The following is a 17678-nucleotide window of genomic DNA, read 5'->3' on the forward strand; positions in this document are numbered from 1 at the left end:
ATGACCAATACCAACTATACCGAGATTTCTAACTCTGACGATTGTGAAAAATACGTGAATCAGTTTATTCAAGATTTTCCAATTCGTTCAGCAGAAATAGGCAAAGGCACCGTCATTAAACGTGCATTACCAAGCCGTCAAAAACGCATGATTGGCGCATGGTGCTTTTTAGATCACGCTGGCCCAGTGGTATTTCCTCAGGGAGATGGATTGGATGTCGGACCGCATCCACATATTGGATTACAGACTTTCACTTGGATGATCGAAGGGACGATGATGCATACAGACAGCATCGGCTCTAAACAATTGATTCGTCCTAAACAAGTGAATCTGATGACTGCGGGTTATGGAATTTCCCATACAGAAGTTGCTCCCGATACTGAAACCAGAATGCATGCTGCACAGCTTTGGATTGCATTGCCTGATGATAAGATCAATATGGCACCGCAGTTTGATCATTATCCAGAATTACCAGTTGTCGAGCAGGATCATATTGAATTTACAGTTTTAGTCGGTGAATTCATGAATATCAAATCTCCTGTCAAAGTGCATACAGAATTAGTGGGGATCGATTTTTTTGCAAAAGAATCAACCAAGACACGTATTCCACTGAATCCTCATTTTGAATATGGATTTATGGCATTAGAAGGTGAAGCAACCGTCAATGGTCATGATTTAAATAGTGACAATATGGTAGTGATTGAACCTGGAATTTCTCAGATTGAGGTTGAACTACCAAAAGGCTCGCGTTTACTGTTGATAGGTGGTGAACCTTTTGAGTCGCCTATTTTACTGTGGTGGAATCTTGTGGGCAGAACACAGGAAGAACTAAAAACAGCAACAGAACAATGGGCAAATCAGGATGCCCGTTTTGGAACGATCCCTGATTATGATGGTCCACGTTTAGAAGCACCAGCATTCCCAGACAAGATGCGAGCATCGAAGTGATGTGCTGCATTGTGCATTGTAATATGGATTCAAACTAAATAATTTGCGTTAAAGGTGTATTTGACCAGCCTTTAGCGCAAGTGTTGCGTTTACAAATTTTATTTAAACTGGCATTCACTAAAAATTTAAAGATTAAAGGAAAATAAAATGGCAATTATTGCAAATGCAAAGGTAAAAACCTATCCAGAACCATGGTCAGGTGAGGTGGTGAGTGGAAAACATCAACTGATTACCGACAAACCAGAATCATTCGGTGGGCAAGACAAGGGCTTAGCGCCTTATGATTTTATTTGTTCAGGTTTAATTTCTTGTACCATGATTACTTTGCGTATGTATGCTCAACACAAAGGGCTTGATTTGGGTGAGTTTACAGTTGAAGCTGATTTTAATGCCAATAAAGAGGGGAAAGAATGGGTCGAGCGTCGCTTGTCTTTTGCGACTCCGTTGTCTGAAGCGGTGCATCAAAAAGTGTTAGACATTTGCCAAAAAACCCCAGTGACCAAGACTTTATTGCGTAGTGTGGAAATCAATACCACGATTATCTAAAAAACGGCTATGTAAAAGATATTTTGTATAAAAACAAAATATCTTTTTTTCTATCAGTAAGATTATGCAATTTTTTATTGATTATTTACAGGTGTTTACATAAATCTTGTTATAAAATTTATTTTGATTCAACGCTTTAAACTCTAAGTCGTCAAAGGAATAAAAAGCTGCCCCCGTTTCACCATCATGGCTCAACGTAATGTCATCAAATTTTTTCACTAATGTGCTGTTTGAGGTTTTTCCTATAAAGTAATCAGCGCCCCGAATGGCGATAGTTTTTCCTGTGCAATCCACAATAAGTTGTTTAATAACAGATTGATATGTTACACCTTGCTCATCTTTTATAGGATGGGCATATTTTTCATAGATAACAGCTTGCTTAAACGAATCACGAATTTTTTGATGTGCATTTACATCAATAAAGGACTCTCCCTTATTCTCAAGAGCTCCCAGTAACATAAGCTTGGGTTGATATGCATATAGATTTGAACAAATAAAGAAGAAAATTAATGGGGTAAGTGACTTCATTTTTATTCTCAGAATAACCAATATTGAAGCTAGAGTATAAACAAAGTTGATAAAAAAATGATTTAAATACAGTAATAGAATTGTTGAAAAGTTGAGATCAATTTATAGTCGAAGAATAAAAACTGAGGCAATACAATGATTACATTACATCACCTTGATCAATCTCGTTCACTCCGTATTATTTGGGCTTTAGAGGAGCTAGGGCTTGAATATCAGATTAAGTACTATAAACGCTTACCTACTTTTGCTGCACCCCCTGAGTTAAAAGCAGTTCATCCGCTTGGAAAGTCACCTGTATTGACCGATGGTGACCTGACCATTGCAGAGTCTGCTGTGATTTTAGATTATCTTCAGGCGACCTATGATACAAAAAATCAGTTTAAGCCTCAGAATCCTAAAGACTTAATGCAATATAACTACTGGATGCATTATGCCGAAGGTTCTTTAATGCCTTATCTTGTTATGACATTGGTGATGACCAATATGCCAAAACATGTTCCTTTTTTAATTCGTCCTATTGCAAAGAAAATTTCAGAAGGTGTCCGTGGTGGCTTTAGCAATCCTCGTTTAAAAGAACATGCAGCCTTTTTGGAAGATTATTTTAGTCAACATGACTATGCCGCAGGTGAGTTTTCTTTTGCCGACATTCAAATGAGTTTTCCCGTGATTGCCATGCAACAACGAACTAAAAATAAAACCCCTCGACTGGCTGCCTATGCTGAACGAATTCAGCAGCGTCCTGCTTTTCAACGCGCTAAACTAAAGAGTGATGATTAAATTTTGTATATCAAGGGGATGGGTGAATGCATTTAATTTTTTTACCAGGTGCATCGGGAAGTACAGCGTTTTGGCAACCTGTTATACAGCAGCTTTCAGCCGATCATCAAAAAACAGTGATGGCCTATCCAAGTTTTGCTGGGCATCCAGAGCATCCGCATATTCATAGTTTTGACGATTTGCAGAGTTATATTCTCCACCAAATTCAACAACCCAGCATTGTAATTGCTCAATCTATGGGAGGTGTTTTTGCAGTTCAAGCTGCATTACAAAAACCTGAATTGATCAACGCTTTGGTTTTGGTTGCAAGCTCTGGTGGAATTGATTTAAGTCCTTTTCAGGTTGCCAATTGGCGGGGGGATTACCAGCAAACATTTGCAGTACCCAATTGGTTTGTCGAGCATCAATCCCATCTAGATGATTTATTATATAAAATAGAGTGCCCAGTCCTGTTGCTGTGGGGGGATGCAGATCCCATTAGCCCTGTGGGTGTGGGTAAATATTTACATGAAAAAATCCAGCATTCTAGATTGCATGTCATTGAACAAGGTCAACATGATTTGGCCAATGTACACGCCCATCAAGTGGCTAGATTAATTCAAGATTTTATTTCTGATATAAAGTAAAAGATTTAAGCTGATGCGGCACATGTCTTTTTCATTTGTGTTTACCATAATGATAATTGTGCTTCATCTTGCTGATCTGTCAGTTGATACAAACCGACTCCGATTAAACGGAATTGAAAATGCTCAGGAATTTGCATTTCGCTTAATAATATTTGAATGACTTGAACCATTTCTTGCTGTGATTGAAGTGCGGTTTTAAAACTTTTACTGTGCTGTAAAACTTGAAAATTCTTGAGTTTTAACTTCACGGTGACACCACGAGCCTGCATGTGTTTTTTTTCTAAACTGAGCCAAACACGTTCAATTAAATTGTCCCAATAGATTGAACACTGTTCAAGGCTGAGATCATCATCAAATGTGGTTTCTTTAGAAATTTGCTGACGTTGTCGTTCGGCTTGTACTGGACGATCATCAATACCTTGGGCATATAAAAATAACTGTCTGCCATATTTGCCAAAATGATGGATCAGTATATTTTCTTCAATTTTTTGCAAATCACCCAAAGTCTCTAAGTTTAAGCTTTTCAGTTTTTCCTGAGTGACCTTACCAACACCGGGAATTTTTTTCAGGGGTAAATCATGGATAAAATGTTGAACTTGGGTCGGTTTAATGATGCAAATGCCATTGGGTTTATTCCAATCCGAGGCAATTTTGGCAAGAAATTTATTCGGTGCCACACCTGCTGAAGCCGTAAGCCCTGTTTGTTGAAAAATATCGGCTCGAATTCGTTCCGCCACTTCAGTTGCACTGGGAATATTTTGTAAATTTTCAGTGACATCTAAATAAGCTTCATCTAAAGATAAAGGTTCGATAAGCGCAGTGTATTTTTGAAAAATTTCATGAATTTTTACAGAAACATCACGATATTTTTCAAAATTCGGTTCAATCACATAGACCTGAGGACAACGTTTTTTTGCCTGTGACATCGACATGGCAGAACGTAACCCAAACTGACGCGCTGGGTAGGATGCAGCAGCAATCACAGCCCGAGGATGATGTGATGAAATCACTACAGGCAAGTGCTTTAATTCAGGACGGTCGAGTAGCTCTACAGATGCATAGAATGCATCCATGTCAATATGGATGATTTTTCTCATGAATTACACAGTGTTGAAACGCTGTGTAATTATTCTAACCGATCTTGATTTGTTTCTATTGATGAATTTGAATTTTGTAAAGAATATGCGACAGCTTATGTCATGAAAGATTTTGATTGCACTTAATTCAACTTATTTTTCTGTAAAAATTGCTGCCACTGTTCTGCATCACCATAAAACACATTTAAATCGACATTTTTTTCGATGCCTTGAATTTTACCTTGGTTGCTCTGTTGCCAAAATGTCCATGCACGTTGGTCTTTTAAATCAGGCTTATCTTTATATTCACGAATCCAAATCGGTGTATCTTTAAACTCACCTGTGAGTACCATGTTGTAAAAGATTTTAGAGGTATAAAAAATCGGTTGTTTACCGTAATGCTTTTGCAATTGATCATGCATACTTTTGATGTGTTTGATTAATTGTTCTTTGGTATAGGTGTTTATACAACTGCTGTCATATTCCAAGTCCATCACAGGGGGCAAGGCATTACTTTTATTTGGCACCGTTTTAATAAAATTCTGTGCTTGAATGTCACCATCACGACATAAACGAAAGAAGTGATAAGCCCCCACGCGCATACCACGTTCACGTGCTTCTAACCAATACTGCTGAAATTTATCATCTTGATAATCGCCACCTTCAGTGGCTTTGAGATAGACAAACTGATAGTGCTGCGGAGAGATTTTTTTCCAATCAATATCACCTTGATGATGTGAAACATCGAAACCTTTAATCGGATAGGCTTCAGCCAAGGCAGCATTATTATGAACAAAAAACAAAGTGCCGAGTATGACGCAGCAGAAAAGTGCGATCGCTAAAACTGAGCTATTGCGAGTGATTTTTTGCTGTTTGTGTTTTTTCGCAGCGTATTTTGACATGGTTTTTCTAAATATCCAGATGGATCAGTTTAACGTGCTTTGGTTCTAAAAAACGATGGCTGAATAAAAATTGCAACACTTAAATTTGCGCATCTTTGGGAATTTGAAAGAATATCAACGCCGTAATGATGTTAATCGCACCTAAGCAAATCAGGGTATAGTGAAATGCTTGTGTAATATGCGCTTCACTAAAATAGCCTGTAAATGCATTGAGTAAAGTACCTGCCAAAGCAATCCCAATACTCATTGATAACATCATAATCATTGATAAAAAGCTATTCCCACTACTGGCATCCTGTTGCGGGAGATCTTTAAGTGTAAGGGTATTCATGGTCACAAACTGTAATGAGTTGAGTACGCCAAAAATAAAGAAATGCACTACACCTAACCATGTCGGGGTATCCGCTGTATGTAAGGCAAAACTGGCAATACATGCACCGATCAATAAGGTATTGACCAGTAGAAATGGACGATAACCAGTACGTTGTAGAATCGGGCGAATGATGGGTTTAGAAAATAATGAACCAAGTACAATTGGGGTCATCATTACCCCAGTCATAAAAGGTTCCATTTTAAAGGCGACTTGAAGCATCAGTGGCAAAATAAAAGGAACCGCATTTCCACCAAAGCGCGCAAAGAAATTACCGAGTACACCGATGGTATAGATTTTATTTTTAAACAGTCGACTACGAAACAATGCATTTTTATGGGTATGGGCATGATAGGCATAGACCAATGCTGAGATTATCCCTGCGAAAAGTAAGCTTAAGCTCAGGCTTCTGGAGATTTCATTGCTAGCAATATTTTCAATCCCTAAAGCCATTCCCACCATTGCGATTGCCAATAGGATAAAGCCACTGAAATCAAAGGATTTTACCGATGCTTCAGTCACATTGGGCATGGCTTTAAAGGTGACAAAAGTGCCTAAAATACCGATGGGTAAATTAATCAGAAAAATCCAGTGCCAAGACGCATATTCGACCAACCAACCGCCTAAGATCGGGCCCATTAATGGACCGAGTAAGCCTGCTAAGCTCATCAAACTCATTGCAGAAAGAAACTGCTCACGAGGGATGATTTTTAACATGGCGAGTCGCCCGACTGGAACCAGTAATGCGCCACCGATACCTTGAATAACTCGAAATACAATAAGCAGATTGAAGTCATTGGACAGTGCACAGCCCAATGAGGCAGCGGTAAAAATCACGATCGCTGCAAAAAAGATATTTCGTACCCCAAAGCGATCTGCCAACCAACCACTTAAAGGAATACATGCAGCAACTGCCAAGACATAGCTAATCACGATGCCATGCATTTTTAATGGATTTTCTTGCAGGCTTTCTGCCATCGCAGGCAAAGCGGTATTGATAATCGTGGTATCTAAGCCTTGCATGAAAAAGCCGATCGAAACTAAAAAAACCAATAAATAGAATTTAGGTTGGAGTTTACTGTGCGATGGCGTAGTCGTCATAGAACTTAAATAATCCCATTTTGTGAATATTTTAAAACAATCATCTGACTAAATCTGTATGAAATCGTTGCTTTATATTGAATCAGGCGCAATATCCAATTGAATGTTCAAGAAATTGCCATAAAACTGTAATCTGCTTGTCATGGAACTTACACCCGTGATGGATACATTAAGCCAAATTAAACAAAAAATGGGCTGTTTATGAACATAAAAGTTTCAGCATTGTGTTTAGCAATGCTTTCTGTGGGTTTAGTGGCATGTAATGATGATCATAAAACAACAGCGCCAACGGTTGAAGAAAGCACACCTGAAAGCATTAATTTAAGCTTACTGGGGCGTTATGAAACGGGTATTTTTGCTGAAAGTGCAGCAGAGATTCCCGCATATGATGCAACAACAAAACGGGTATTTGTGGTCAATGCTAAAAAGGGTTTGGTTGATGTGTTAGATGTGTCTAAACCAGAAACGCCTGTGCATATTGGTGAGCTTTCGGCTCGTGAAGCTTTAGCTGATTCTGAAGTAAATTCAGTTGCGATTAGAAATGGCATTGTGGCACTTGCTGTTCAAGCCAAACAAAAAACAGATAAAGGTATTGTGGCTTTTTTTAATGCCAAAGATTTGAAATTGATTAGTCAAGTCGAAGTTGGTGCTTTACCTGATATGCTGACATTTAGTCCAGATGGTAAAACTGTTTTGGTGGCAAATGAGGCGGAACCGAATGATGACTATAGTATCGATCCTGAAGGTTCAATCAGCATTATTGATATTAGCAATATTCAACGACCAACCGCTAGCCTTGCCGATTTTAAAGCGTTTAATGATAAAAAAGCCGATTTGATTAAATCGGGTGTACGCATTTTTGGTCCTAAAGCGACGGTGGCTCAAGATCTAGAGCCTGAATACATCACCATCAGCAATGATGGGAAAACCGCTTGGGTGACCTTACAAGAAAATAATGCCATTGCCAAAATTGATATCGTTGCTAAAAAAGTGACTGATATTTTTCCATTAGGTTATAAAGATCATGGGCTTGCTCACAATGCACTAGATGTCAGTGATAAAGATGGAAAAATTAACATCCAAACTTGGCCAGGTTTGGTGGGGATGTATCAACCTGATTCAATTGCCCATTATCAAGCCAATGGGGCGAGTTATTTAGTCACCGCCAATGAAGGTGATTCACGTGAATGGCTAAAAGACTCAAAAGCGTACTATGCAGGAGATCAAAGCCAAGGTTTTGTTGAAGCAATTCGAATGAAACATCTGTTTAATGTCAAAGGTTTCAATAACAAAGGTGATTATCCCGCACACTTAGTCAATCTTGCAACAGGTGTAAAAGGTGCCAAACTAGATGCAACGGTTTTTGCCTATTGTGGTGCAACAGCGACTGATCCAAGCATGTGCCGTGATGATACACAATTAGGACGTTTAAACATTGCTTGGAATATGGGTTATCAAACCAACACGGATGGCTCACCAAAATTGGATGCCAATGGATTATTGACCTATAGCAAACTTTATAGCTATGGCGCGCGTTCTTTCAGTATATGGGATGCACAAGGCAAGTTAGTTTGGGATTCAGGCAGTGAGTTTGAGCGTAAAGTTGCTGAGCTATTTCCAAATTATTTTAATAGTGATCATGAAGCGGTGGCTTTTGATGACCGAAGTGACAATAAAGGGCCTGAGCCTGAAGGTTTAGCGCTGGGTACGATTGGCAAAAAAACCTTTGCCTTTATAGGCTTAGAGCGCCAAAGTGGGATAATGGTATACGATATTAGCAATCCAGAAAAGCCTGTGTTTATACAGTATTTTAATAATCGTACTTTTAAACAGGATCAGGTTTATAAAGATGCCAAAGGTCAGCCAATCTTAAACAAGGATGGCAAGCAGATTCTGATTGAGAAAAGTGATTTAGGTCCTGAAGGGCTGACGTTTGTCTCTGCCAAAGATTCACCAAATGCAAAGCCTATGTTGATAGTGGGCAATGAAGTCAGTGGCAGTACAGCAATTTATCAGATTAACTTAAAATAGCATTTTAGTGTATTCTGTTGCGAGTGAAGAGTGCTTTGGCACTCTTTTTATTGAGGCTATCCCTCAGTTTTATAAGGGATAGTTGTAGATAAGACACATAAAGTAGATGAATTATTCATCTTTATATAACATCATCAATTTTCAATAAAATTGTATTACTAATCTAAGCCTAACCATTGTCTTTGATGATAAGCGCTATCCCAGAACAGCCATTCTAATTCAGCACCTTTGGTATAGGCTTTATGCATTTTCTCAAGGGTATCTGCATCGCAATGTTCTGCAATACGGTCAATCGTTGCTAAAACATTTTTAACTGCTTGGTTAAACTCTTCACCCGAATAGGTATCGATCCATGCTTGATATGGATTATTGGCAATAGATTTACTCACAATATCTTTACCAACTTCTGCATAAATCCAGAAGCAAGGCAGTAACGAAGCCAAAACCACAGGATAGCTTTCAGACCAAGCCGTCGCAGTTAAAAAAGTCGTGTAGTGATGGCAGGCAAGGGTAAGGGGGGTATTCTCAAAGTCAGCTTTGCTAATCCCAAAATCTTTCATAAATCCATCGTGTAGGCTACGTTCAACCACAATCGCTTCTTTCGCACCTTGGGTAAATTGGATGATATCGTCAGCATCAAATGCTTTTGCACCACAGACAGCCAATGCACGACCATATGCCACCAGATAATGCGCATCCTGAATCACATAATGACAAAAAGCTTCCTTGTTTAATGAGCCTGTCGCAAGTTCTTGGTTAAATGGAAGCGCTAAAGTTTTGTTATATAAAGCAAGATTACGTTGCCAAACGTCTTGAGAAAAAGACATGCCGTTTTCCTATGCAGTGATTCAAGTTATAAAATGATTTCAGTTTGCAAGACTATAGCAACTCTAAATTGCTTTAGGTATTTGAATGCAGAAAATTCGATTGTATTTGCATAAAAATATGACAAAGAACTTTGGATAAATGTGAAAAAGTCGTCATAATGTGCGCATTAAAAACGCGATTTTTATTTCAGTTTTCTGATTCAAAAACTATTCTCCGTAGGTCGAATTCCCATGATGAAACATTTTGGTTTCTCAATATTTTTTACGATCGTGTGTTTGGCAATCTCTGCATATTGGGGCTTTACCCATGGTCCAAATGCAGGCGTGCAAGCCATGCTCTCTGCACTGACCATTACGGCAATTCTTGCTGTTATGGAAGTGTCTCTGTCTTTTGACAATGCTGTTGTAAATGCATCTGTACTGCGTAATTGGGATCATTTCTGGAAAATGATCTTTTTAACCGTTGGTATTTTGATTGCTGTGTTTGGTATGCGACTGGTATTTCCGGTTGTGATTGTTGCAGTCACAGCGGATATGGGCATGTTTGATGTTGTGAAAATGGCATTAAATGATCCAATTCAATACTCAGAAAAATTATTGGCACATCATGCTGAAATCGCCGCTTTTGGTGGTTCATTCTTGTTGTTGGTATTTTTAAACTTTTTCTTGGATGAAGGTAAAGATACCCATTGGTTTAAATGGATTGAAAAGCGTTTAGCCAACTTAGCCAATGTACCCGCAATGTCGGTATTCCTTGCTCTAGTTGCATTGCTGATTATGGCTGCAAATGTAGATGAAGCGAAACGCCTTGTGGTCACAATGGCAGGTATTTGGGGCATCGTGATTTATATCGGTGTACAAGTACTCAGTCATCTACTAGGTGGCGAGCCAGAAGTAGATGAAGACGGCAATGCTGTGGGTCATGATGCCAATGGTGCACCTACAGGTGTCATCAAAGCTGGTATTGGTGGCTTTATTTACCTAGAAGTCTTAGATGCATCGTTTAGTTTTGACGGCGTAATCGGTGCATTTGCGATTACCTCTGATGTTGTCATTATTATGCTCGGTTTAGCTATTGGTGCGATGTTTGTTCGTTCAATGACAATCTACTTGGTCGATAAAGGTACACTTGATGCCTATATCTACCTTGAGCATGGTGCGCATTATGCCATTGGCGCTTTGGCATTTATCATGATTGCAAGTGGTACAGGTTTACATGTACCTGAAGTAGTCACTGGTTTGATTGGTGTTGCATTTATTGTTTGGGCAGTCATTGCATCAATTCAATATAACAAGCGAATTGAACAACAGAGTTAATCCTTTTTTAAGAAAAGAGATTACAATACAAGAGCACTTTAACAGTGCTCTTTTTTATGCTCAATGTTTCCACAAAGTTGCCACAATATGCGATGATGTGTTTGATAATTAGCTCGCCAGTTTTGATAAGCCAGTAGATATGATGAATCCTTTAGAACGCCGCTCGACCTTTGCATTAAGTAGTATTTTTGCTTTACGCATGTTGGGGTTGTTCATGATTATCCCTGTGTTTGCGGTGGTTGGTCAGTCCTATCAGTATGCAACACCTGCTTTGATCGGTTTAGCGGTCGGTGTCTATGGCCTCAGCCAAGCACTTCTGCAAATTCCTTTTAGCTTATGGGCAGATCGTTTTAGTCGTAAACCTTTGATTATTTTTGGCTTACTGCTGTTTGCTTTGGGTGGTGCTGTTGCGGCAATGTCTGAAACCATTTATGGGGTCATTATTGGCCGTGCGATTGCTGGAGCTGGCGCTGTATCTGCGGTTGTTATGGCTTTGCTGGCTGATGTCACCCGTGAAGAGAATCGAACCAAAGCCATGGCTGTGATGGGCATGAGTATCGGTTTGTCTTTTGTTGTGGCTTTTAGTTTAGGACCTTGGCTCACCAGTTTGGTGGGGATTTCAGGGCTATTCTGGGTAACAACAATTATGGGGTTATTGGCAATTCTCATGTTGTTTATGGTGCCTAAAACCACCCGTCATCATAAAAACTTTAAACAAGGTTATCTGCATCAGCTCAAACAAGTCTTAAAAATGGGCGATCTGAATCGTCTGCATGTTTCAGTTTTTGCGTTGCACTTATTGCTTACCGCAATGTTTGTTTATGTGCCTTCTCAATTGATCAATTTTGCTGGGATCCCTTTGGCGCAACATGGCATTGTTTACTTGCCTTTGTTGGTCATCAGTCTGTTCTTTGCATTTCCGAGCATTATTCTGGCTGAAAAATACCGTAAAATGCGCAGCATTTTTCTAACGGCAATTGCGGGAATTATAGCAGGATTAGTCATTCTGATTTTTGGTTATGAATCCAAATATGTCTTGTTGTTAGGCCTTGGATTGTTCTTTATTGCCTTTAATGTCATGGAAGCATTACTCCCATCATGGCTGTCTAAAGCAGCGCCGATTCAATCCAAAGCAACAGCGATGGGCGTCAATGCAAGTGCTCAATTTTTAGGGGCTTTTTTTGGTGGGACACTTGGTGGGCAATTAATTTTGCTCAATAATACAACAATGGGTTGGAGTGTCTTATCAGCTATTGCTATACTTTGGTTGCTCATTAGTTTTGGGCTAGCTCAACCACGATATTTAACATCAATCGTATTACGATTGCCTGAGGATAAACAAACCGATAATTGGACTTCTCAGTTGTTGTCAATTCGTGGTATTGAGGAAGTTGTGGTTATGTCTGACCAGCAAGTTGCGTATATAAAAGTTGATAAACAGCAAATTGATGATGCTGCGCGACAACATTTAACGCAGTTGTTTGGGAAAGAGGTAGCCATTTAAACATAACTCTTATAAAGTAAAACATAGAATCGAATAGGAAGATAACATCTAATGCGTGGTGTAAATAAAGTTATTTTAGTTGGTACTTTAGGTCGTGATCCTGAGACTAAAACTTTCCCAAATGGGGGTTCTCTCACTCAATTTTCAATTGCGACAAGTGAATCTTGGACAGACAAAAATTCCGGTGAAAGAAAAGAACAAACGGAATGGCATCGTATTGTATTGCACAACCGTTTAGGTGAGATTGCACAGCAGTATTTACGTAAAGGTTCAAAAGTTTATATTGAAGGTTCTTTACGTACCCGTCAGTGGACGGATCAAAATGGTCAAGAGCGCTATACCACTGAAATTCGTGGCGAACAAATGCAGATGCTTGACAACAACCGTCAACAAGGTGAAGGCGCTGCTGCTGACAATGGTGGTTATAACCAACCACGTTTCAATAACAACCAGCAAGGTGGTTTTAACAACAACCAAGGTGGTGGCGGTTATGCGAATCAAGGTAATCAAGGTGGTGGTTACGGCAATGCCAATCCACAAGGTGGCTATGGCAATGGCGGAAACAACGTAAATCAAGGTTTTCAATCGCCTAAACCTGCAGCTACACCATCAGCACCTACTGCTGCCCCTGCGGATTTAGATGATGACTTACCGTTTTAATTGATAAAACGGTCAAGCTTGATCAAAAACCCTTTGTGAAAACAAAGGGTTTTTTTATGAACCTCATGATTTGGTTTTAGACAATCACTTTTTTGCTGAAACCCACATGGTAATCACAGCTTTAAATACCAGATCATTGTGCATGTTTTTAACCTCCACATTGACCAAATAATCACTACCTTGATTCCACTGAAAATTGCTTTCAACAGGCGTGGCAATCGCAATTAAATCAGTTTCAGCCTTCTTTAAATATTCAACCGTCATCCCTTTGGGAATCCAACGATGCGAGGAAGGCACGGTTACATCAGTCATGGTTCCGCCAGCAAGTTCAGCCATATTACACATGGCAATAGCATGGACTGTACCAATATGATTGAGAACAGCACGGTGTTTTTTGATTTTAATTTCAGCATAGTTCGCTTCAAGTCGTTCAAAAACAGGTGAGATACTGCTGAAATAAGGTGCTTTTAAGCACAATAATTTTGAAAATGTCCATTTGCCAGCAGGCTTATTTTTAAATCTATTCCACAGTTTTAGGGTTTGGCTCATTGTTGTATTCCTTATTTAGTTTACAGAATATTATTTAGTTTACAGAATATTATTCTAATACAGAATTAAATTCTGTTGTTGGCTCGACAGACGATTTGAATCGCGTAAAATGTCATATAGAAAATGCTTAAATAAAATCAAAGGCTGTAGATGAATAATCAAAGTTTGTTGGAACGTCGTTATAGTGGGCGCCGTGCAGAATTAAAACGGGTGATTTTAACGGAAGCATTAGCTTGTTTTTTAGAACATGGGATTGAAACAACAACAATAGAAATGATCCGTGAACGTGCACAAACCAGTGTGGGGGCGATTTACCACCATTTTAAAAATAAAGAAGGTTTAGTGGCAGCCCTGTATATTTTAGCCATAGAAGACCAAGCGGAACGCCGTGATCAAGCATTATTGTCTGCACAAAGTCTACAGCAGGGTATTCAAGTGATGACAGCAAGCTATATAGATTGGGTCATGGATTATCCAGATTTTGCAAGATTTTTATATGCTGCCAATTTTAGTATTTCTAAAAGTATTCAGCGGGATCAGCTAAAACAGCAGAATCATTTACGTAATCAACACTTATTGGCTTGGATGAAGCAACAACCCGATTATGGGGTGATCAAGAACATTCCCCATGAATTATTATTGTCATTTATGGTTGGATCGACAGAAAGTTATTGTCGGGCATGGTTGTCAGGTAAAGTGAAAGCCACGCCAAAAGTTTACCAAGCAGCATTGGCACATGCGGCTTGGTGCAGTTTAGAAAGCGTATATCAGCAACAACAAGGCTGAATAACCAAGCTTGTTGAATTACGGATACTGTGATTAAAAAATTCGTGAGCTTTGCATATAGTGCGCTGTGACTTGATCTAAGTGATTAAGAATTGTTGCACTATTTTGAGTCTGGATTGCTGTGTCGAGTTGCTGCATATAGCCTAGCAATTGGTTTTTTGCTTTTGCCGCAAATTCAGCAGTAATGGCTTGGTCTTCATAAAGTAAGACATAGTTTTTGGCAAAACCATAAATCATAAAAATCGCCGTTTTCTCAAAATCAGCCTCAGAATGAGCAATTTGAGATTCGCAGTTTATTTTCAGTTGTTTAAAAGCATCTGTACCAAAAGGAAGGTTTTGGAATTGCTCCAAAAGAATTGAGAACGTCATTTTTTAAAGTCCACTCAAAAAGAAAATCTATAGAGTAAAAGGCGAAAGGTCAAGCAAAGTTTGAAATAATATTTTCAATCAAACCAAGCCAACAGATTGGAAAAATAAATCTATAAAACCGATTATTTTTATTAAAAACTCCAGTTTTACCGATTTAATAATTTTTCGTATAGTGATTCCACAGATAAGCAATCCCTGAAATCTATTGGAGAAAGACCAAATGAGTTTGATCAATACTGAAGTTAAAGCATTTAACGCAACTGCATATAAAAATGGTGAATTTATCGAAGTGTCTGAAAAAGACTTCTTGGGTAAATGGTCTGTGGTATTTTTCTATCCTGCTGACTTTACTTTTGTCTGCCCAACAGAGTTAGGCGATCTAGCAGATAACTATGCTGAATTCCAAAAAATGGGTGTAGAAATTTACTCAGTTTCTACCGATACACACTTTACCCATAAAGCATGGCATGACAACTCAGATGAAATCAAAAAGATTCAATATCCAATGGTGGGTGATCCAACTTGGGCTTTGGCAAAAAACTTTGAAGTGTTGATTGAAGCTGAAGGCCTTGCAGATCGTGGCACTTTCGTAATTGATCCTGAAGGTAAAATTCAAATTATTGAAATCAATGCCGGTGGCATTGGACGTGATGCACAAGAATTACTGCGTAAAGTGAAAGCAGCACAATATGTGCATGCCCACCCAGGTGAAGTATGTCCTGCAAAATGGAAAGAAGGCGATGCAACACTTGCACCTTCAATTGATTTGATCGGTAAAATCTAATCATTGCATAGGGTTAGAATTGAAAAACCAGAAGTTAAACTTCTGGTTTTTTTATTGTTCGCTTGGCTTTATAAAATATAACCATCGTGTTTAGGTGCATAGGCACGAATACCATCGACTAAATCTTCAATCAATTTTTCCATGACTAAGCGTTGACCTTTGCGAGATGCATAAACCAACTGTACAACACCAATATTGGAACACCACTCTGGTAACAGATGGATTAAACGCCCTGAAGCAATGTCTCGTTCTACCGTTAAATAGGGAAGATCGGCAATACCTAAGCCATCGAGTACTGCATAATACGCACCCATTAAGTCATTACTTTTGACTCGAGGCTGTAATGGAATATCGATTTCTTCTCGTTGCTGAATATGATGTAAATGCCAATGATAGTGCTGTTTATCTGTACCTAATACAATGGTTGGAAATTCACAAAGTTCTGTAACATGTTGGATTTCACGATCGCCTAAAAGTTCAGGACTAATCACTAAACAGTGCGTGGTTTTAATTACATCTCTAACGATAATACTGGAGTCTTCATTGCTTGAAAAATTAGTACGAATGGCCAAATCAATATCATCATGCAGCACATCGATACGTCGACTGGTGAGTGCCAATTCAACCCGAACTTTAGGATATTTTTTTAAAAACTGATTTAGAATTGGTCGAATTTGATGTTCCATCATCACCGGTGGGCAACTAATTTTAATCAGTCCCTGTAATTCAATTTCTTGTTTTAATAAGACATTCTGAGCATTATCGGCTTGTTCAATAATCTTTGCACATTCCTCAAAAAACTCTTGTCCGAGTGGTGTGACTTTAAAATGTCGGGTTGAGCGTTGAATCAAGGTCACATTAAATTTAGCTTCTAAATCCAGAATACGTCGGCTCAGTTTAGACTTGGTGATATTACTGGCTTCACTGGCAGCACTAAATCCACCATGCTTTACCACCAGATAGAAATAATAGTAGTCATCAAAAGAGTGCACAGCTTCATCTCAAGTGTGTTGATGATTAAATAGTATCATTAATAGGAAAATATTTTAAAATTTGTACAAATAAAAGCAAGAAATGCAAAAGATTACATTTCTCGCTTAAATCATTGTCTTATTTCTGAGAAGTATTTTGAGTGTAGCTATTGATCAGGTTACGATAGTCAGGGATATGGTTACCAAATAGCGTACCTAAACCTTCAATATCATTACGCCAATCACGATGCAGCTCACAAGAGGCACCAAACCAAGTCATTAATTGCGCGCCTGCATTGCTCATACGATCCCAAGCTGAGTCACGTGTCAGCGGGTTAAATGTTCCAGAAGCATCGGTGATGACAAAGACCTCAAAATCTTCTTCTAGGGCAGAAAGTGCCGGAAATGCAACACAAACCTCGGTGACAACACCTGCGATAATCAGTTGTTTTTTGCCTGTTGCTTTTACTGCTTTGACAAAGTCTTCATTGTCCCAAGCATTGATTTGACCAGGGCGAGCGATATATGGTGCATCTGGAAAAAGTGCTTTTAACTCGGGTACCAGTGGACCATTGGGACCATCTTCAAAACTGGTGGTCAAAATGGTTGGAAGGTTAAAATATTGAGCTGCAGCAGCCAGTGCCAGAACATTATTTTTAAACTTATCTGGGTCAATGTCACGGACTAAAGAAAGTAATCCAGTTTGATGATCGACTAACAATACCGCAGCATCATCTTTGTTTAAACGAACGTAAGGTTTTCCCATTTTTTATATCCTTGAAGTCACTAAAATTTAAATTGTGCTTAAATACAAAACAAATTATTTTGCATGGATTTCATGTTACGTGGCTTAATCATGATAATTAAGCCTATAAACTGAGATTAATAATCTCATAAATAAGATTATTGATTAAAAACTACGCTGAGCCTTGGCTGTTGAATATCCTATATTTGGGATTCAGCGTATTGGTAGATTGCTGTATTGATCACTTTAAAAAACTTAAAA

The 17678-nt window shown here is 38.8% G+C and carries 19 protein-coding genes; 10 read left to right on the plus strand and 9 right to left on the minus strand.

Annotation, left to right across the window (positions count from 1 at the left end):
• Both ACG9ZL_RS16750 and ACG9ZL_RS16755 read left to right on the plus strand, forming a co-directional pair.
• Positions 1–948 (plus strand): pirin family protein, encoded by a 948-nt coding sequence (locus tag ACG9ZL_RS16750; protein WP_419360839.1) that lies wholly within the window; start codon positions 1–3, stop codon positions 946–948.
• Between the two features lie 147 nt (positions 949–1095).
• Positions 1096–1494, plus strand: a complete 399-nt coding sequence (locus ACG9ZL_RS16755) for an OsmC family protein (RefSeq protein WP_336952428.1) — start codon at positions 1096–1098, stop codon at positions 1492–1494.
• An 81-nt stretch (positions 1495–1575) separates the two neighbouring features.
• Here the strand turns inward: ACG9ZL_RS16755 and ACG9ZL_RS16760 are convergent, their stop codons facing one another.
• Positions 1576–2022: a surface-adhesin E family protein gene (locus ACG9ZL_RS16760; protein WP_336952426.1), complete on the minus strand. Its 447-nt coding sequence runs from the start codon at positions 2020–2022 to the stop codon at positions 1576–1578.
• A 135-nt stretch (positions 2023–2157) separates the two neighbouring features.
• Between ACG9ZL_RS16760 and ACG9ZL_RS16765 the strand changes: the two genes are divergently transcribed.
• Positions 2158–2799: a glutathione S-transferase family protein gene (locus ACG9ZL_RS16765; protein ID WP_419360841.1), complete on the plus strand. Its 642-nt coding sequence runs from the start codon at positions 2158–2160 to the stop codon at positions 2797–2799.
• 26 nt (positions 2800–2825) lie between these two features.
• Entirely contained in the window at positions 2826–3425 is a 600-nt protein-coding gene (locus tag ACG9ZL_RS16770; RefSeq protein ID WP_419360843.1) for an alpha/beta fold hydrolase, read from the plus strand.
• Positions 3426–3466: 41 nt separating this feature from the next.
• Here ACG9ZL_RS16770 and dinB read toward each other — a convergent pair whose 3' ends face one another.
• From dinB to mdtD, 3 genes are all read right to left on the minus strand, one after another.
• Positions 3467–4522 (minus strand): DNA polymerase IV, encoded by a 1056-nt coding sequence (gene dinB / locus ACG9ZL_RS16775; RefSeq protein ID WP_419326953.1) that lies wholly within the window; start codon positions 4520–4522, stop codon positions 3467–3469.
• A gap of 122 nt (positions 4523–4644) precedes the next feature.
• Positions 4645–5403, minus strand: coding sequence for a glycoside hydrolase family 25 protein (locus ACG9ZL_RS16780; RefSeq protein ID WP_234623400.1), 759 nt, complete (start codon positions 5401–5403; stop codon positions 4645–4647).
• Positions 5404–5482: 79 nt separating this feature from the next.
• Positions 5483–6874, minus strand: coding sequence for a multidrug transporter subunit MdtD (gene mdtD, locus ACG9ZL_RS16785; RefSeq protein WP_419326954.1), 1392 nt, complete (start codon positions 6872–6874; stop codon positions 5483–5485).
• Between the two features lie 201 nt (positions 6875–7075).
• On the opposite strand from mdtD, the gene ACG9ZL_RS16790 reads away from it, so the two are divergent.
• Positions 7076–8905, plus strand: coding sequence for a choice-of-anchor I family protein (locus tag ACG9ZL_RS16790; RefSeq protein ID WP_419360845.1), 1830 nt, complete (start codon positions 7076–7078; stop codon positions 8903–8905).
• 158 nt (positions 8906–9063) lie between these two features.
• On the opposite strand, the gene tenA is transcribed toward ACG9ZL_RS16790, so the two are convergent.
• On the minus strand, positions 9064–9732 hold the full coding sequence (gene tenA / locus ACG9ZL_RS16795; protein WP_336952413.1) for a thiaminase II: 669 nt from the start codon (positions 9730–9732) through the stop codon (positions 9064–9066).
• Between the two features lie 234 nt (positions 9733–9966).
• Between tenA and ACG9ZL_RS16800 the strand changes: the two genes are divergently transcribed.
• The 3 genes from ACG9ZL_RS16800 (at position 9967) to ssb (ending at position 13213) form a co-directional block, all read left to right on the plus strand.
• Complete coding sequence (locus ACG9ZL_RS16800; RefSeq protein WP_171066888.1) at positions 9967–11049, plus strand: DUF475 domain-containing protein; 1083 nt, start codon at positions 9967–9969, stop codon at positions 11047–11049.
• A 139-nt stretch (positions 11050–11188) separates the two neighbouring features.
• Positions 11189–12553, plus strand: coding sequence for an MFS transporter (locus ACG9ZL_RS16805; protein WP_336952412.1), 1365 nt, complete (start codon positions 11189–11191; stop codon positions 12551–12553).
• A gap of 51 nt (positions 12554–12604) precedes the next feature.
• The gene (gene ssb, locus ACG9ZL_RS16810) at positions 12605–13213 is read left to right on the plus strand and encodes a single-stranded DNA-binding protein (protein WP_105713882.1); all 609 of its coding nucleotides are present in this window, start codon (positions 12605–12607) and stop codon (positions 13211–13213) included.
• An 84-nt stretch (positions 13214–13297) separates the two neighbouring features.
• Here ssb and ACG9ZL_RS16815 read toward each other — a convergent pair whose 3' ends face one another.
• A complete protein-coding gene (locus ACG9ZL_RS16815; protein WP_336952411.1) occupies positions 13298–13762 on the minus strand; it encodes a hotdog fold domain-containing protein in 465 nt (154 codons plus the stop codon).
• A 150-nt stretch (positions 13763–13912) separates the two neighbouring features.
• Here ACG9ZL_RS16815 and ACG9ZL_RS16820 point away from each other — a divergent pair, with 150 nt between their 5' ends.
• Entirely contained in the window at positions 13913–14548 is a 636-nt protein-coding gene (locus ACG9ZL_RS16820) for a TetR/AcrR family transcriptional regulator (RefSeq protein ID WP_419326959.1), read from the plus strand.
• A 33-nt stretch (positions 14549–14581) separates the two neighbouring features.
• On the opposite strand, the gene ACG9ZL_RS16825 is transcribed toward ACG9ZL_RS16820, so the two are convergent.
• Positions 14582–14917 carry a hypothetical protein gene (locus tag ACG9ZL_RS16825; protein ID WP_336952409.1) on the minus strand — a complete coding sequence of 112 codons (336 nt, stop codon included), beginning with the start codon at positions 14915–14917 and terminating at the stop codon, positions 14582–14584.
• A 220-nt stretch (positions 14918–15137) separates the two neighbouring features.
• On the opposite strand from ACG9ZL_RS16825, the gene ahpC reads away from it, so the two are divergent.
• Complete coding sequence (ahpC, locus tag ACG9ZL_RS16830) at positions 15138–15701, plus strand: alkyl hydroperoxide reductase subunit C (protein ID WP_004718560.1); 564 nt, start codon at positions 15138–15140, stop codon at positions 15699–15701.
• Positions 15702–15769: 68 nt separating this feature from the next.
• Here the strand turns inward: ahpC and ACG9ZL_RS16835 are convergent, their stop codons facing one another.
• Both ACG9ZL_RS16835 and ycaC read right to left on the minus strand, forming a co-directional pair.
• On the minus strand, positions 15770–16693 hold the full coding sequence (locus ACG9ZL_RS16835; RefSeq protein ID WP_004718559.1) for a LysR substrate-binding domain-containing protein: 924 nt from the start codon (positions 16691–16693) through the stop codon (positions 15770–15772).
• Positions 16694–16811: 118 nt separating this feature from the next.
• The gene (gene ycaC / locus ACG9ZL_RS16840; protein WP_004818434.1) at positions 16812–17438 is read right to left on the minus strand and encodes an isochorismate family cysteine hydrolase YcaC; all 627 of its coding nucleotides are present in this window, start codon (positions 17436–17438) and stop codon (positions 16812–16814) included.
• Positions 17439–17678 lie beyond the last annotated feature (240 nt).

Origin of the sequence: Acinetobacter legionensis, from assembly GCF_048551735.1 — a bacterium.
Taxonomy (GTDB): domain Bacteria; phylum Pseudomonadota; class Gammaproteobacteria; order Pseudomonadales; family Moraxellaceae; genus Acinetobacter.

What these genes read in the sequence shown, in the direction of transcription:
- ACG9ZL_RS16765 (WP_419360841.1), top strand. Translation starts at nt 2,158, where the DNA reads ATGATTACATTACATCACCTTGATCAATCTCGTTCACTCCGTATTATT.
- ycaC (WP_004818434.1), bottom strand. Translation starts at nt 17,438, where the DNA reads ATGGGAAAACCTTACGTTCGTTTAAACAAAGATGATGCTGCGGTATTG.
- ACG9ZL_RS16790 (WP_419360845.1), top strand. Translation starts at nt 7,076, where the DNA reads ATGAACATAAAAGTTTCAGCATTGTGTTTAGCAATGCTTTCTGTGGGT.
- ACG9ZL_RS16825 (WP_336952409.1), bottom strand. Translation starts at nt 14,917, where the DNA reads ATGACGTTCTCAATTCTTTTGGAGCAATTCCAAAACCTTCCTTTTGGT.
- ACG9ZL_RS16755 (WP_336952428.1), top strand. Translation starts at nt 1,096, where the DNA reads ATGGCAATTATTGCAAATGCAAAGGTAAAAACCTATCCAGAACCATGG.
- ACG9ZL_RS16820 (WP_419326959.1), top strand. Translation starts at nt 13,913, where the DNA reads ATGAATAATCAAAGTTTGTTGGAACGTCGTTATAGTGGGCGCCGTGCA.
- mdtD (WP_419326954.1), bottom strand. Translation starts at nt 6,874, where the DNA reads ATGACGACTACGCCATCGCACAGTAAACTCCAACCTAAATTCTATTTA.
- dinB (WP_419326953.1), bottom strand. Translation starts at nt 4,522, where the DNA reads ATGAGAAAAATCATCCATATTGACATGGATGCATTCTATGCATCTGTA.
- ACG9ZL_RS16815 (WP_336952411.1), bottom strand. Translation starts at nt 13,762, where the DNA reads ATGAGCCAAACCCTAAAACTGTGGAATAGATTTAAAAATAAGCCTGCT.
- ACG9ZL_RS16800 (WP_171066888.1), top strand. Translation starts at nt 9,967, where the DNA reads ATGAAACATTTTGGTTTCTCAATATTTTTTACGATCGTGTGTTTGGCA.
- tenA (WP_336952413.1), bottom strand. Translation starts at nt 9,732, where the DNA reads ATGTCTTTTTCTCAAGACGTTTGGCAACGTAATCTTGCTTTATATAAC.
- ssb (WP_105713882.1), top strand. Translation starts at nt 12,605, where the DNA reads ATGCGTGGTGTAAATAAAGTTATTTTAGTTGGTACTTTAGGTCGTGAT.
- ACG9ZL_RS16805 (WP_336952412.1), top strand. Translation starts at nt 11,189, where the DNA reads ATGATGAATCCTTTAGAACGCCGCTCGACCTTTGCATTAAGTAGTATT.
- ACG9ZL_RS16760 (WP_336952426.1), bottom strand. Translation starts at nt 2,022, where the DNA reads ATGAAGTCACTTACCCCATTAATTTTCTTCTTTATTTGTTCAAATCTA.
- ACG9ZL_RS16780 (WP_234623400.1), bottom strand. Translation starts at nt 5,403, where the DNA reads ATGTCAAAATACGCTGCGAAAAAACACAAACAGCAAAAAATCACTCGC.
- ahpC (WP_004718560.1), top strand. Translation starts at nt 15,138, where the DNA reads ATGAGTTTGATCAATACTGAAGTTAAAGCATTTAACGCAACTGCATAT.
- ACG9ZL_RS16750 (WP_419360839.1), top strand. Translation starts at nt 1, where the DNA reads ATGACCAATACCAACTATACCGAGATTTCTAACTCTGACGATTGTGAA.
- ACG9ZL_RS16770 (WP_419360843.1), top strand. Translation starts at nt 2,826, where the DNA reads ATGCATTTAATTTTTTTACCAGGTGCATCGGGAAGTACAGCGTTTTGG.